The sequence below is a fragment of the Streptomyces sp. NPDC007896 genome (assembly GCF_042959425.1).
Taxonomy (GTDB): domain Bacteria; phylum Actinomycetota; class Actinomycetes; order Streptomycetales; family Streptomycetaceae; genus Streptomyces.
The window spans coordinates 345590-360464 of the sequence record NZ_JBIBKX010000003.1; the positions used below are offsets into that span (position 1 = coordinate 345590).

General features: G+C 70.2%; 13 protein-coding genes. 3 read left to right on the top strand and 10 right to left on the bottom strand.

From position 1 onward, the window contains the following. Positions 1 to 33: 33 nt before the first annotated feature. The 6 genes from ACFZDJ_RS12820 to ACFZDJ_RS12845 all read right to left on the bottom strand — a co-directional run bounded on the left by ACFZDJ_RS12820 (position 34) and on the right by ACFZDJ_RS12845 (position 8306). Positions 34 to 2235: a protein kinase gene (locus ACFZDJ_RS12820; RefSeq protein ID WP_391058358.1), complete on the bottom strand. Its 2202-nt coding sequence runs from the start codon at positions 2233 to 2235 to the stop codon at positions 34 to 36. A 36-nt stretch (positions 2236 to 2271) separates the two neighbouring features. Continuing rightward, a complete protein-coding gene (locus ACFZDJ_RS12825; protein WP_391059135.1) occupies positions 2272 to 3771 on the bottom strand; it encodes a DUF6777 domain-containing protein in 1500 nt (499 codons plus the stop codon). A gap of 203 nt (positions 3772 to 3974) precedes the next feature. Next, a complete protein-coding gene (locus ACFZDJ_RS12830) occupies positions 3975 to 4928 on the bottom strand; it encodes a cytochrome c oxidase assembly protein (protein ID WP_390931212.1) in 954 nt (317 codons plus the stop codon). A 103-nt stretch (positions 4929 to 5031) separates the two neighbouring features. Further along, the gene (locus ACFZDJ_RS12835; RefSeq protein WP_075025354.1) at positions 5032 to 6057 is read right to left on the bottom strand and encodes a 6-phosphofructokinase; all 1026 of its coding nucleotides are present in this window, start codon (positions 6055 to 6057) and stop codon (positions 5032 to 5034) included. Between the two features lie 259 nt (positions 6058 to 6316). After that, entirely contained in the window at positions 6317 to 7045 is a 729-nt protein-coding gene (locus ACFZDJ_RS12840) for a type 1 glutamine amidotransferase (protein WP_054228955.1), read from the bottom strand. Between the two features lie 22 nt (positions 7046 to 7067). Beyond that, positions 7068 to 8306 (bottom strand): MurT ligase domain-containing protein, encoded by a 1239-nt coding sequence (locus ACFZDJ_RS12845; protein WP_054228954.1) that lies wholly within the window; start codon positions 8304 to 8306, stop codon positions 7068 to 7070. Positions 8307 to 8460: 154 nt separating this feature from the next. On the opposite strand from ACFZDJ_RS12845, the gene def reads away from it, so the two are divergent. Beyond that, entirely contained in the window at positions 8461 to 9000 is a 540-nt protein-coding gene (gene def, locus ACFZDJ_RS12850) for a peptide deformylase (protein ID WP_390931214.1), read from the top strand. 56 nt (positions 9001 to 9056) lie between these two features. Here def and ACFZDJ_RS12855 read toward each other — a convergent pair whose 3' ends face one another. Further along, positions 9057 to 9701 carry a TetR family transcriptional regulator gene (locus ACFZDJ_RS12855; RefSeq protein ID WP_381942264.1) on the bottom strand — a complete coding sequence of 215 codons (645 nt, stop codon included), beginning with the start codon at positions 9699 to 9701 and terminating at the stop codon, positions 9057 to 9059. A 169-nt stretch (positions 9702 to 9870) separates the two neighbouring features. On the opposite strand from ACFZDJ_RS12855, the gene ACFZDJ_RS12860 reads away from it, so the two are divergent. After that, positions 9871 to 11100: an acyl-CoA dehydrogenase family protein gene (locus ACFZDJ_RS12860; protein ID WP_385371125.1), complete on the top strand. Its 1230-nt coding sequence runs from the start codon at positions 9871 to 9873 to the stop codon at positions 11098 to 11100. Positions 11101 to 11149: 49 nt separating this feature from the next. Here ACFZDJ_RS12860 and ACFZDJ_RS12865 read toward each other — a convergent pair whose 3' ends face one another. Genes ACFZDJ_RS12865 through ACFZDJ_RS12875 form a run of 3 tightly spaced genes read right to left on the bottom strand, consistent with a single transcriptional unit; the run spans position 11150 to position 14026 of the window. Continuing rightward, positions 11150 to 11671, bottom strand: coding sequence for a cupin domain-containing protein (locus tag ACFZDJ_RS12865; RefSeq protein ID WP_168506664.1), 522 nt, complete (start codon positions 11669 to 11671; stop codon positions 11150 to 11152). A 7-nt stretch (positions 11672 to 11678) separates the two neighbouring features. Next, positions 11679 to 12893 (bottom strand): cytochrome P450, encoded by a 1215-nt coding sequence (locus tag ACFZDJ_RS12870; RefSeq protein WP_391058362.1) that lies wholly within the window; start codon positions 12891 to 12893, stop codon positions 11679 to 11681. Positions 12894 to 12898: 5 nt separating this feature from the next. Continuing rightward, a complete protein-coding gene (locus tag ACFZDJ_RS12875; RefSeq protein WP_390931219.1) occupies positions 12899 to 14026 on the bottom strand; it encodes a 3-oxoacyl-[acyl-carrier-protein] synthase III C-terminal domain-containing protein in 1128 nt (375 codons plus the stop codon). A 149-nt stretch (positions 14027 to 14175) separates the two neighbouring features. Between ACFZDJ_RS12875 and ACFZDJ_RS12880 the strand changes: the two genes are divergently transcribed. After that, complete coding sequence (locus tag ACFZDJ_RS12880) at positions 14176 to 14850, top strand: transcriptional regulator (RefSeq protein ID WP_391058364.1); 675 nt, start codon at positions 14176 to 14178, stop codon at positions 14848 to 14850. Positions 14851 to 14875 lie beyond the last annotated feature (25 nt).

The following is a 14875-nucleotide window of genomic DNA, read 5'->3' on the forward strand; positions in this document are numbered from 1 at the left end:
CCGAAGGGACGAGGTTCGCCAGGGCCGGGTGGGCTACTCGCCTCCGTGCATGAGGGCCTTGTCCAGACGCTCGATGCTGCAGACCACCAGGTAGTACCCCTTCCTCCACAGTCCTGTGCTGCGCAGGCCATGACTCACATAGGTGTCGGCGGGATAGCCGAGTTGCTGCGGCGGGGCGTCGGCCATGCACCGCGCGTTCGCCTGCTCATCGGCCTCCTTCTTGGGTGTGAGGGTGGTGAGGTGCGTGATCCGGAAGACCTGGCCCACATGGTCCTTGTCGCAGGAGACGAGCTCGTAGTGGGTGTATTCGCTCGCGTCCCCACGGGCATGGCCGAGGCAGTCGCCCTGCTGCATCTGGGTCGCGTCCTCGAACACCATCCCGTACGGGCGGAGGCCACCGAGCCTGCCGTACACCGGACCGTGCTTCCCGACCAGCAGGCATGCGACGTTCCCGCCGGTGGCGTCGAAGCCCTCGCGGGTGGGCACGACGGCCAGGCTCTGGACGTGCCAGGCGAGTTTGTCGGCGGTCGCCTTCGTCCGCTCCGCGCACCGGTCCGCTCCGTCGCTGTCGGCCTCCTCGAAGGATCGGGCCTTGTACAGCTCCATCACCTGCCCGTCGGGGCGCAGCGCTCCGCAGCTCGGATCCAGTTGCAGACGCGGGGTACCCGAGGACGGTGCGGGGGAGGGGTCGCTCAGTACGCAGTCGCCCTTCTTGAGGGGTGCGGAGAGCCCGACCTGGGCGCCGTACGGGGCCACGGGCGTCTGCGTCCTGCCGTACCGGGCCATGCCCCAGAGCACTCCCGCCGTCAGCGACAGCGCGAGGAGCAGCGCCGCGCCCACCTGGAGAAGCAGCGTCCGCTTGCCGCGCCGCCCACCGGGGTCCGGGGCGGGTGCGGCGGGTCCCATGTAACCGGGCGGACCGAAACCGGCGCCGGGCTGTGGGGGGTGCGGGGTCGGCGGACCGAAACCCTGGCCCGGGCGAGGGGCGTACGCGGCCGGGGCACCGGCACGGCTGCCGGCCGCCTGTGCCATGGGTGCGTACGCCGCGTGCTGCGCCGGGGCGGTAGAGGCCTGGGCCGTGGGGACGTACGATCCCGGCGCCGCGAAACCCTGGTCCCGGTCCTGTCCCACCGAGCTCTGCTCCCGGCCGGGGGCGGCAGGCCCCGGATCCTGGGCGGGCGGGGCCAGGCCCTGGCCCCGGGCGGGGGACGGGCTCTGGTCGTGTGCGGGCGGCGCGTAGTCGTGGTCCCGGGACAGGCCGCCGGGGGGCCGTCCCGGTGGCGCCGGACCCCCGGGCCCGTCGGAGGTGACGAGCCCCGCCCACGCCGGCTGCGAGCCGATGTCGACCTGGGTCGGCGGATGGGGCTCGGGCAGGATGATCCGGGCCAGGGCGGCCGCCGTCCGCTCCGCGGAGATCCGCAGAGCGGGGTCTTTGACCAGCAGCGCGTCGATGATCGGCCCCAGCGCGCCGGCTCGCCGGGACGGCGGCGCCTCCTCCGCGACCACCGCGGCGAGCGCTCCGAGGTGGCTGTCGCGGTCGAAGGGGCCGTGGCCCTCCACACCGAAGTACAGGGTGCAGCCCAGCGAGAACAGGTCGGACGCCGCGGTCGGCTGCCCGCCCTGCGCCCGCTCCGGTGCCAGATAGCCGGCCGTGCCGACCAGGACGGCGGTACGGGTCCAGCGGGTCTCGGGGGAGTCCGGCTGGACCGAGACGCCGTAGTCGGTGAGGAGGATGCGCGCGCCGGGGGTGCCCGCGCGGTCCGGGGCGAGCAGGATGTTGGCCGGTTTGACGTCCCGGTGCATGATGCCGCGCTCGTGCCCGGCGGTCAGCGCGTCCAGCACCGCGAGACCGACGCGGGCGCATTCGTCCGGGGCCAGCGGGCCGCGCCGGGCGAGCCAGGCCCGCAGGTCCTCCGCGCCCGCCACGTACTCCATCACGATCCACGGCAGGCCGTCGTGCTCCAGGACGTCGTGGACCGTCACCACGTGCGGATGGCCGCGCAGCACCGCCGCGTGCCGGGCCTCGGCGCGGGCGCGCGCGATCCGCGACTCGTGCTCCTCACTCCCTTCCCGGACATCGCGGAACCTGATCTCCTTGAGCGCCACGTCACAGTCGAGCCGCTGGTCGTGGGCGAGCCAGACATGGCCCATCCCGCCGGAGCCGACCTGCTGCAGAAGCAGATACCGGCCGTCGATGATCCGGCCCACTCCCGACTGCGCTGATCCTGCTGTCATCCGGTTGCCCCCGGGTTCTGCGTTGTCGTACGCGGGTCAGACCGCGCTCTCGGTGGGCGCACCGGGCGCGGAGGCGCTCGTACCCGGGTCGACCGGGGCGGGCGGTGTGCTCGACACGGGCTCACTCGTCGGCTGCGCGCTGCTGACGGTGGGTTTGGCCGAGGTCGGTTCGTGCGAGGTCGGTTCGGTCGTCGGCACGGTCGGGGCAGTGGCCGAGGGGGTGGTCGGGGCACTGCTCGTCGGTGTGCCGGTCGGAGAGGCGTGCGACGGGGTCGACGTCGTGCCGCCGCCCGTGCCGCCGCTCGTGTCCGTGGGGGTGTCTGTGGGCGTGTCTGTGGGCGTGGCGGTTTTCGTGGGGGTGGAGGTGGCGGTGTCCGTAGGGGCACCCGACCCGGTGCCGCTGTCGGACGGCGAGGCGCTGCCGGACGACGCGCCGCCGGACGAGAGGCCGGACGATCCCCCGGACGGTGTCGGCGGGGTCGTCCCGGTATCCGAGCCCGTTCCGTTCGTTCCGTTCGTTCCGTTCGTGCTGCCCGTGCTCGTGCCGGAATCCGATGGCGTGCCCGGGCCACCTCCGCTGCCGGACGGGCTGTCGGACCGCGCCGACAGGAGGACCGACGTGCCCCAGGCGACCTGGCTGCCCTCGGTCGGCCGGGACGCCGTCACCTGGGCGTCGTCGGCCGGCAGGGTGTCACCGGCGTACGACATTCCCAGCCCCGCGTCGGTCAGCCGCCGGGTCGCCTCGGCGAAGGTCATGCCGGTGACAGGTGGCACGGCGTGCTTCTGCCGGGTGTTGAAGGACTGGTCCTGGCTGCCGTCGCTGCCCACCGGGCGGGCGATCCCCCGGTCGGGGTTGTGCACGTCGACGAGCTGGAGCTTGTGGATCTCCTGCGCCCCGGGCGGCGGCTCGACCACCACGACACGGTCCTGCCGGTAGTCGGCCCACTTCTTGTTGCCGTCCTTGAACCGCACGTCGGTCTTCGAGGCCTTTCCCTCGAAGGGGAGCAGCGGATTGCCGCAGGAGCACTTCACCGCGGGCAGTCCCTGTTGGTCGATCAGAATAGCGATTCCGGCCTGCAGCAGCGCGGCGTACGAAACCGCCTTGCCGTTCTTGTAGTCGTGATTCGTCACGAGAGTGTCGTGACGCAGTACGACGGGTGTGAGTTGATCGATATAACTCGGGATCTGATCGGTGCTTATATGCAGGACCCGCGCCCATTCCTGGGCCTTCGCCGAGTTCTTGGGGTCGGTGAGGAATTTCTTCAACTTCGCCACGGCGCAGGTGCCGGGTTTCGTGCTGCCGCCCCACACGCCGGTGCCCGGGTCGGTGCCGGTGCCTGGGGCGGTACTGGGTGCGGGCGCCGGTGAGCCGCTTCCGGCGCTGCCGTCTGGGGCCCCGCCGTACAGTCCGGGGCTGTTACTGGCCTGCACACCACCGCTGGGCCGGGCCTCGGGCAACTGGATGTCCGTGCCGAGCTGTCGGTCCTCCTTGAAGAAGGGGGAGACCGAGGAAACCCCCGCCGCCACGGCCCGCACGACGAACAACTGATCGGATTTGCTGCACCCGCTGACTATCAGTACCGAAACCAGCAGTAGAGCGAGCCTTCGGGCGGCGGAAATCCCAGCCCTTTGCATGGACGCACGAATTGACATGACCGCTCCCCCTGCGGTTTCCCCCGATGTCCCCCCATGCTACTGAACCGAAAAGCCTTTCACGCAAGGTGAATTGCAAAGTTAATTCAGCGACCGCGTGCGTTGAGTGAGGCCAGATAGGCGTTGTACGCCTCGAGTTCCTTGTCGCCGTCGCGGTCGGCGGCCCGGTCCGTGCGGCGGGCCTGCCGCTTCTCGGAGGCGTACCACTGGAAGAGCAGCGCGATCAGCACGAGGACGGAGGGGATCTCGCTGAACGCCCAGGCGATACCGCCCGCGGCGCTCTGGTCGGCGAGCGCGTCGATGCCGAGCGAGGCGGGCGGGTTCTTGTACGTGTCGACCATCGGCGCGGACGCCATCATCAGCGCGATGCCGAAGAAGGCGTGGAACGGCATGCCCGCGAACAGCTCCAGCATCCGCATCAGATAGCCCGGCCGGTGCGGTCCGGGGTCGACGCCCATGATCGGCCAGAAGAAGACCAGGCCGACGGCGAGGAAGTGGCACATCATCGCGATGTGTCCGGTCTTGGAGCCCATCAGGAAGTCGAAGATGGGGGAGAAGTACAGCGCGTACAGGCTCGCGATGAACAGCGGGATCGTGAACGCCGGATGCGTGATGATCCGCATGTAACGGCTGTGCAGGAACATCAGCAGCAGTTCACGCGGACCCTTGTTGCCTCGCGTGGCGGCCACCGGCAGTGCGCGCAGCGCCAGCGTGATCGGCGCTCCGAGCAGGATCAGGATCGGCGAGAGCATGCTGATCACCATGTGCTGCACCATGTGCACGCTGAACATGACCATGCCGTAGTCGTTCAGCTTGGTGCACATCACGAGCATCACGGTCAGCACGCCGAGCACGAAGGCGATGGTCCGCCCGACCGACCACTTGTCACCGCGCCGCGCGAGCCGCACGACCCCCCAGCCGTACAGGCCGAGTCCCACCAGGCAGGCGACGAGGAAGAACGGGTCCGCGGACCACACGAGCCCCCGCTCCAGCGTGAACGGCGGCAGATCCATGGTCATGCCGTGCCCGCTGTGATCCATCCGCCGGCTCCTGATTCGTACGTTGTGCGCTGTCTGTCCGAACCAGAGTAGAACTGACCCCGGCCACAACTGTGACCGGGGTCAGTGCAGCGCGAACGAACCCTCAGAGCACGCACTCCGCCTCGGCGTACCGCTCCTCGGGAACCGTCTTCAGGCTCTCCACCGCCTCCGCGAGCGAGACCATGACGATGTCGGTCCCCCGCAGCGCGGTCATCTTCCCGAAGTCGCCGCGATGCGCGGCCTCCACCGCATGCCACCCGAACCGCGTCGCCAGCACCCGGTCGTACGCCGTCGGCGTACCGCCCCGCTGGACGTGCCCGAGGATCACCGGCCGGGCCTCCTTGCCGAGGCGCTCCTCGAGCTCCAGGGAGAGCTGCCGGGCGATACCGGCGAAGCGCTCGTGCCCGTAGACGTCCTTGCCGCCCTCGTCGAACTCCATGGTGCCCGGGCGAGGCTTCGCCCCCTCCGCGGCGACCACGATCGCGAACCGCTTGCCCGCCTCGAAGCGCTCGCCGACCCGCGCGGCCAACTCCTCGATGTCGAAGGGGCGTTCGGGGACGACGATGGCGTGCGCGCCCGCGGCCATGCCGGAGTGCAGGGCGATCCAGCCCGTGTGGCGGCCCATGACCTCCACGATCAGCACCCGCTGGTGGGACTCGGCGGTGGTCTTCAGCCGGTCCAGAGCCTCGGTCGCGACGCCTACGGCCGTGTCGAAGCCGAAGGTCACGTCCGTGACGGCGATGTCGTTGTCGATGGTCTTCGGCACGCCGACGATCGGCAGGCCGCCGTCCGAGAGCAGCCGGGCCGCCTTCAGCGTGCCCTCGCCGCCGATCGGGATGATCGCGTCGAGGCCGAGCTCCTCGACATGGCCCTTGGCCCGCTCCACGCCGTCACGCAGCTGCGCGGGCTGGACCCGGGAGGAACCGAGGATCGTGCCGCCGCGAGCCAGGATGCCGCTCACCGCGTCGAGGTCGAGCTTCAGGTAGTCGCACTCCAGAAGCCCCTTCCAGCCGTCCCGGAAGCCGATGACCTCGTCGCCGTGGTCGACGACGGCGCGGTGCACGACGGACCGGATGACGGCGTTCAGGCCGGGGCAGTCGCCGCCGGACGTGAGGACACCAATGCGCATAGCCCGAAATACCTTCTCAACGTGGGCCGGGTACCGGACCACGCTGTCCGGCTGGAATCCCGGTCACCCTACCGGCGGGACGGGGTGGTGCCGTAGCGGGCGTCCGCCTGGTGGACGCGGCCGCACAAGTGAGCGGGCACCCGGTCAGGCGGGCCCGACCTGGGTCCACCGTGCCGGATACGCCTCGGGCGCGCTTGAGGTATCCCTCGAGCGCGCCCTGCGGACATCCCGCACCGTTTGTCCGTTGTTGGCCGACCGTTCAGGCGGGCTGCTGCGCCGCGGAGATGCGCTCGCCCCGGAGCGCCTCGTACCAGCGGTCGTCGATCGGCGGCAGCGCGTTCACGTCGAGCGCCAGCTTCAGCAGCAGGTCCGCGATCTGCGGGTTGCGGGCGAGCACGGGCCCGTGCATGTACGTGCCGAACACCGTGTCGTTGTACGCGCCCTCGGTGCCGTCGCCGGTGCCGTTGCCCTTGCCGAGCCGCACCTGCGCGAACGGACGCGCGGTGGGGCCGAGGTGGGTGACGCCCTGGTGGTTCTCGAAGCCGGTCAGCTGCGGCAGGCCGAGGCGCGGGTCGATGTCTCCGAGTACGTCGCCGACGCACCGCTCGCCCTCGCCGCGCACCGAGACCACGTCGAGCAGGCCGAGGCCCGGCTCGCGCTGCCCGAGGTCGTTGATGAACTCGTGGCCGAGGATCTGGTAGCCGGCGCAGACCGAGAACACGATCGCGCCGTTGCCCACCGCGCGGTGCAGACCGCCGTCGCGGCGCAGGCGCTCCGCCGCGAGGCGCTGCGGCCGGTCCTCGCCGCCGCCGATCAGATAGATGTCGCCGGAGGTCGGGATCGGCTGGTCGCTGCGGACGTCGAGACGGGCGACGTCGAGACCGCGCTGGCGGGCCCGGCGCTCCACGACGAGGGCGTTGCCCTGGTCGCCGTAGGTGCTCAGCAGGTCCGGGTAGATCCACACCAGGCGCAGGCTGTTGTCACTCATTCTCTTGGTCCTCCGTGGCTGCTCAGTTGCCGACACGACGCCTCAAATCCTGGAATGCGGTGTAGTTCGCGATGACCTCGATGCGACCGGGCGGGGCGAGCTGCACCGCCTGGTCGAGGTTCTCGCAGACCTGGAAGGACTGGTTGGCGACCTCGAGACGCACGGCGAGGTCGAGCTTGCGGTCGCCGAGCACGAAGATCGGGTGCCCGGTCAGACGGGTGTAGTCGACGTCCCACAGCCAGGAGGTGTCGGTACCGTCGGCGCCGCGTGCGTTCACGGACAGGATGACCGGGGTCGGCGGCGGGTCGATGAGGGAGAACGTCTCGAGCCAGCCCGCGGGGTTCTTGGCGAGCAGCAGACGCAGGTCGCGCTGCATGAACTGCACCACGTCATAGCGTCCGGCGACCGCCTGCACCTGGTACATGCGCTCCAGGGCGACCTGCGGGGGCACCCCGAAGACCGCGGCGACGGCGGCCGACGAGGCGGCGTTCGCCTTGTTGGCCCGGCCGGGCAGCTGGAGGTGGATCGGCCACGCGGAGCCGTGCGGGTCGAGGACGTGGTCCCCGGACAGCGCCCAGGTCGGCGTCGGACGGCGGAAGCCGCAGTCGCCGCAGAACCAGTCGTCGCCGGGGCGCTGCATCACACCGCCGCAGGACGGGCAGGACCAGGCGTCGTCCTTCCACATCTGACCGGCCGCCACCCACATGACGTTCGGCGAGGAGGAAGCGGCCCACACGACGAGCGGGTCGTCGGCGTTGGCGACCACGACGGCCTTGGAACCGGCCAGGCCCTCGCGCCAGTGCTCGGCCATCATCCGGGTCTCGGCGGCCCGGTCGAGCTGGTCGCGGGACAGGTTGAGCAGGGCGATGCACTTCGGGTCGGTGTCGCGGGCGACACCCGCGAGGTACTTCTCGTCGACCTCGATGACCGCGAACTTCGCGTCCGACCCCCCGGCGAGAGCCGAGGTGATACCGGCCGGCATGTTGGCGCCCAGCGCGTTGGACACGACCGGGCCCGCGGCACGCAGCGCCTCCGCGATCAGCCGGGTGGTCGTGGTCTTGCCGTTGGTCGCCGACACCAGGATCACGTCCAGGTGGGTGGCGAGCCTGGCCAGCAGATCGGGGTCGAGCTTGAGTGCCACCCGGCCGCCGATCACCGATCCGCTGCCGCGTCCGGCGGCCCGCGAGACGGCCGCCGCCGCCTTGCCCGCCGTCACGGCCAGCTTGGCCCGCGGCGTCAGCGGGTCCGAGTTGCCTGACATCGTTTCTCGATCCTCCTTGCGTACGCGCCGCGCCTGAGCCCCCGGCACCGTGTGGGCCTCAGCCTATCGAGATCCACTCACGTGCCCGAATCGCGGCACCTCCACGGTGCCCGCGCGACATTCGCGCGCCCATGAGGACCGTACCCTTGCCGCCATGCGACACGGCTCCATCCCCGGCACCCGAGGGCGCGTCCGGCCGGTGACTCTGCTCGGCGACCCCGTTCTGCACACACCGTGTGAAGACGTCACGGACTTCGGTCCCGAACTCGCCCGACTCGTCGAGGACATGTTCGCGACGATGTACGCCGCCCAGGGCGTCGGCCTCGCCGCGAACCAGGTAGGCGTCGCCGCGCGGGTCTTCGTGTACGACTGCCCGGACGACGAGGACGTCCGCCATCTGGGACACGTGGTGAACCCCCGTCTCGTCGAGGCGGACGGAGTGGTCCTGCGCGGGCCGGAGGGCTGTCTGTCCCTGCCCGGCCTGGAAGCGGGGACAGAGCGGTACGACCACGCCGTGGTCGAGGGTTTCACGGTGGACGGGGAGCCGGTGTCGGTGCATGGCACCGGTTGGTTCGCCCGGTGTCTGCAGCACGAGTACGACCACCTGGAGGGTGGTCTGTACGTGGACCGGCTGAGCGGTTGGCGCCGGCGCCGGGTGATGAGGCAGGCGGCGCGGGCGTCTTGGGGGCGCTGAGCTCTGTCGGGCGGCTGCGGGCTGTTCGTGGCTGAACCCGCGGCCGACACCCGACCTCAGAACCCAGGACCCCCGGCACGATCGCCGGCCGCGGCCAGCCGGCCCCACAGCAGGTCGGCCAGACTCCGTACCAACTCGGCCCGGGAGCAGGGCTGCTCACCGAGCCACCAGTCCCCGGCGGCATGCATCATGCCGACGATCCCGTGCCCCCACACCCGCGCCAGCTGCTGACTGCCCGGTCCGAGATCCACCCGTTCCTCGATGACCTCGGCCAACTCCTCGCCCATGCGGCGCAGCAGCGGCGCGGAGTGCTTGCCCAGGTCGAAGCCCTGGTCGGCGGACGAGGCGCCCTCCGTGGGGTGCATCAGGAAGCGGTAGACCTGAGGGTGCGCCTCGATGGCCGCGAGATACGTGTCGAGCGTGGCCTCCACCCGCTCCCGGCGCTCCGCGGGCGCGTCCAGCGCGGCCCGCAGCGCTCCGAGGAGGGCGTCGGTGTGCCGCTTGGCCAGGGCCGCGTAAAGTCCGCCCTTGTCGCCGAAGTGGCGGTACAGGATCGGCTTGGTGATGCCCGCCTCGGCGGCGATGGCGTTCATCGAGGCGCCGGGGCCGTCGCGGAGCACCACTCTGTCGGCGGCCTCCAGCAGCTCGCGCCGGCGGCGGTCGGCCGACCTCTGCTGATCGGTCCGCTGTGTGGTGTCCATGATCTCTCCCCACCCGTGGTGATTCGGTGACGCCTGCGCAAAGTAACACTCATCGGCCCATGCGTATCGAACGGGCTGCCGAGCTGAACGTGGGAGTTGACTTTTACTACTGATCAGTAACAGACTCCAGTTACCGCAAGTAACACTTTAGTGCAGTGCTGGAGGGGACATGGCCGAGTTCACCATGGAGCTCAACGACGAACAGAGGGAGGTCCGCGACTGGCTCCACGGGTTCGCCGCCGATGTGATCCGCCCCGCGGCCGCCGAGTGGGACGAGCGCGAGGAGACTCCCTGGCCGGTCATCCAGGAGGCCGCGAAGGTCGGCATCTACTCCCTGGACTTCTACGCCCAGCAGTACTTCGACCCGACCGGTCTCGGCATACCCATGGCCATGGAGGAGCTGTTCTGGGGTGACGCGGGCATCGCCCTGTCGATCGTCGGCACCGGCCTCGCCGCCGTGGGCGTCCTCGCCAACGGCACCGAGGAGCAGATCGGCACCTGGATCCCGCAGATGTACGGCGACGCCAACGATGTCAAGGTCGCGGCCTTCTGCTCCTCCGAGCCCGACGCCGGCTCCGACGTCGCCTCGATGCGTACGCGTGCCGTCTACGACGAGGCCAAGGACGAGTGGGTGCTCAACGGCACCAAGACCTGGGCGACCAACGGTGGCATCGCCAATGTCCATGTCGTCGTCGCGGTCGTCGACCCGGACCTCGGCTCCAAGGGTCACGCCTCCTTCATCGTGCCGCCGAACACGCCGGGCCTCTCCCAGGGCCAGAAGTTCAAGAAGCACGGCATTCGTGCCTCGCACACCGCCGAGGTCGTCCTCGACAACGTTCGCATCCCCGCCTCCTGCCTGCTCGGCGGCAAGGCGAAGCTGGACGAGCGCCTGGCCCGCGCCCGGGAGCGCGCCAAGGCGGGTGGCGGCGAGCGGGTGAAGAACGCCGCGATGGCCACGTTCGAGGCGTCGCGTCCGGCCGTCGGGGCCATGGCGGTGGGCACGGCCCGCGCCGCGTACGAGGTCGCCCTCGACTATGCGATGACGCGTGAGCAGTTCGGGCGTCCGATCATCGACAATCAGGGTGTCGCGTTCCAGCTCGCCGACATGCGTACGTCGATCGACGCTGCGCGTCTGCTGGTCTGGCGGGCTTCGTGGATGGCGGTCAACGGGAAGCCGTTCACCGCGGCCGAGGGGTCGATGTCCAAGCTGTTCGCCAGCGAGACGGCGAAGAAGGTCACCGGGCAGGCGATCCAGATCCTGGGTGGAAATGGCTACACCCGTGAGTATCCGGTGGAGCGGATGCACCGAGATGCGGCCATTTACACCATTTTTGAGGGTACGAGTGAGATTCAGCGGCTCGTGATTGCGCGGACGCTGTCGGGAATGCCGATTCGCTAGAGGTGTTCGGCACGGCCCCGCGCCCCTGGAGACAGGGCGCCACCCACCCTCACCGGAGTTTCAGCGGGGTGAGTTGCTCGATGTCGTACCTCGCCCTCAGTTCCTCGATCGCCGCATGGTCGGGTGGACCGCCCGAACCCAGGATCTCGAGCAGCTCCTCGAAGTAGCGTTCGTGGTCCGGGGGCGGGGCGGCCTGGAAGAACATCTTCGCCTGGGTCTCGGTGGGGTTGGAGAAAGCGTGGGGGCAGCCCGGGGGCACGACGATGACCGTGCCCGGGGTCGCCCGTACCACCCGGCTGCCCGAACTCGACTCCCACTTCTGCCAGTTGTCGGGGGTCCGGATCCGGGGCTCGAAGGCGAGCACGTCCAGCTCGCCCTCGAGCACGTAGAACAGCTCCTCGCTGCGCGTGTGCACATGGGCGCCCACGTCGAATCCGGGCGGTACCAGCACCTCGAAGGTGGACGCGGTGCGCGAGTGCGAGCCGGTCACCTTGAACGTCACGTGCTGGGCCGGGGTTTGTACGATCCGGCCGTGACCGGGCGGTACGAGGAGTCCTTCGGTCATGGTCATCGGTCGCTCACCACGTCACGGGCAGGGCCTCGGGGCCACGGATCAACGCGCCTTTCCTGAACGGGACCTGACTCGGGGGGACGGCGAGCCGCAGCCCCGGCATCCGTTCCAGAAGCGCGTCGACCAGGAGTTCCGACTCCAGCCTGGCCAGCATCCCGCCCGGGCAGTAGTGCGGGCCGAAGCCGAACGCCACGTGCGGATTGGGGCTGCGCTCGAAGTCGATGTGCTCCGGGTCCGGGAAGACCTCCGGATCGCGGTTGGCGGCCAGGTACGAGACGTAGACCGGGTCGCCGGCCCGGATCAGTACGCCCCTGATCTCGACGTCCTGCCTCGCGATCCGCGACAGGCCGACCGTGTTGCGGTGCGGGATGTAGCGCAACAGCTCGTCGATGGCCTGGGGGCGGATCTCCGGGTCGGAGCGCAGCCGGTCGGCCAGCGCCGGGCGGGTCATGAGCAGGTAGAACATCTGCCCGCTGTTGTTCGTGACCGCCTCGCCGCCGATCTGGAGGAGGACGGCGAGTCCGACGGCCTCCTCCAGAACGATCTCGTCCCGGCCCACGGCGGCGCCCAGCAGCGAGGTGACGTCCTCGTCCCTGCTGCCGCTCCGGGCGCCGATGAGCTTCCTGAAGTAGGCGCCCATCTCTTCCTTGGCCTTCTCGCTGACCTCGGCGCCGTGCGAGGAGGACAGGATCACCTGCGTCCAGGAGTGCATGCCCTGCCGGTCGTCGGCGGGGACGCCCATCAGCTCGCAGATGACCGCGATGGGGAAGGGGCTGAGGACCGCCTCGGTGAGATCGGCGGGCGGTCCGACCCGCAGCAGCTCGTCGACCATCTCGTCGAGTGTGCGCCGGGCCCAGACGCGGACCCGCTCCACCCCGCGCGCCGTGAAGGCCGCGGCCACCGAGCGGCGCAGCCGGGTGTGGTCGGGCGGGTCCAGGAAGCCCACCGCGCCCCGGGCCGGGATGAAGTGCGGGGCGAGCCGGGTGACCGGCTGGTCCAGGACCGCCTCGCGGCCGAACCGTGGGTCGTTGGCGACCATGCGCACATCGTCGTGGCGGGTCACCAGCCAGGCCCAGCCCTCGCCGTTGGGCAGCTGGATCCGGGTGACCGGTCCCTCGCGCATCAGCTCGGTCAGGACCGGGTCGAAGTCCACGCCTTTCAGGTCGAGGGCGGGCCAGTGCCGGACAGGCGGCAGTGGCCCGGTGATCGTCTTCTCGGTCATTCGGTTCACACCATCTCGTCGTTGGCGTTGCGCCAGCGGCCCAGGGCCATTTCCGCGGTGATGCCGGGGCCGAAGCCCGCGAGCAGTCCGCGTGCGGAGTGCTCGGCGCCGCCCTCGTCGAACAGCCGGCGCAGCGCGTCCAGGACGACGGCGCTGGCGATGTTCCCGTACTCGGTGAGGGTGGCCCGGCTGAACCGGAAGGCCTCCGGCGCGACCTCGAGGTACTTGCTGAGGTCGTCGAGGATCCTGGGGCCGCCCGCGTGGATGATGTAGAAGTCCAGGTCGGAGGCGTCCCAGTCGTGCTGTCGCGCGAGGGCGTGGAGGGCGGGAGCGAGCGGTTCCATCGTCCCGGGAACCCGCTTGTCCAGTAGGAAGTGGAAGCCCGTGGCGCGGACGTCGTACATGATCCAGTCCTCGGTCTTGGGGACCAGGTAGGAGCCGTTGCGCTCCAGATGGATGCCGGTGCCGCCGTTGCCGCGGACGACGGCGGCGGCGATGCCGTCGCCGAACAGGCCGTTGCAGAGCAGCGAGCCGACGCTGAGGTCGGTCGGCTGGTAGCAGAGCGAGCAGAACTCGCAGGCCACGATGAGCGCGTTGGCGTCGGGGTACGCCGTGCAGAAGTCGTGGGCCCGGTTGATCGCGGCGCCGCCGGCCGCGCAGCCCAGCTGGGCTATGGGTATCTGCCGGGTGTCGCTGCTGAAGTCCATCGAGTTGATCAGCCAGGCCGTGAGCGAGGGCATCATGAACCCGGTGCACGAGACGTAGATGATCATGTCGATGTCGGTGGTGAGCAGCTCGGCGTCGTCCAGTGCCCGCTGTATGACGGCGGGGACGCGGGCCTTGGCCTCACTCTCGTAGACCTTGTTGCGTTCCTCGAAGCCCGGGTGTTTCAGCGTCTCCTCGATGGGCTGCACGATGTGCCGGGTTTGGACACCGGTGTTCTCGATCAGTCGGAGTGCCAACGGCAGCTGGGGGTGGTCCTCATGACGGGAGCGGGCCAGTTCCAGCGTCTCCTCCATGGTGATCACGTATTCCGGCACGGAGACCGAAGGTCTGCACAAAGTCGCCATGACACGCGCCTTCTTTCGCCTTCCGGGGAACTCTCGTGCCCCGGCGGAAGGGTGGTCACCCACGGGGGCGGTTCACCCACCGGGGTGGTCCACCCACGATCACCCGGAAGCGTGGGGATCTCGCGTCGGGTTACTCCATTCCGGGGATTTTTGGGAGGGCGTGGGAGCACGCGGGAAGAGGCCCCGGGACGGCCGAACCGAAGGAGTACGCCATGGTGCGCACGGCCAGGGAACTGCTGGAGGACGCCACGGGGAAGCTCGCCCCGGACCCCCACGCCAACCGGCTGTTGCCCCTCATCGCCCGGGGCGCGGCCCAGCGTTCCACGCTCGCCGCCCTCGCCCTCGAACAGCGCCATGTGATGGCCGCGGACCGCCGTGCGTTCCTGCATCTGGCCGAGCGTCCGGACGTCGAGCCGCAGAGTGCCGCCTTCTTCGCCCTCCTCGCGGAGGGTGAGGCGCTGGCCCAGGACCGGCTGGGTGCGTTCGCTGACGCCTGCGGGGTGGACGAGGCGCGGACGGCGGCCTACGAGCCGCTCGCGGACTGCCAGGCCTATCCCGCCTACGTCGCGTGGCTTGCCCTGAACGGCTCACCGGCCGACGTGGTGCTCGCCCTGAGCGCCAACTTCGCGACATGGGGCGGCTATTGCTCGGTGATCGCCAAAGCCCTGCGCCGCCACTACGGCTTCGGCGGCGAGGTGTGCGGCTTCTTCGACTTCTTCGCGGCACCCGCCCCGGAGCTGGAGCGGAAGGCGCTCACGGCTGTACAGGCGGGGCTGGACGCGGGGCGGATCGGGGAGACCGAGGTCCTCCGGTACGGGCGGCTGCTGCAGAGCTACGAGGCGCAGTTCTGGCACGCCCTGTGGGAACTCGACCAGCGGCCGGCCTGAGGGCGCGTCGGCCCGCCGCGCGGAC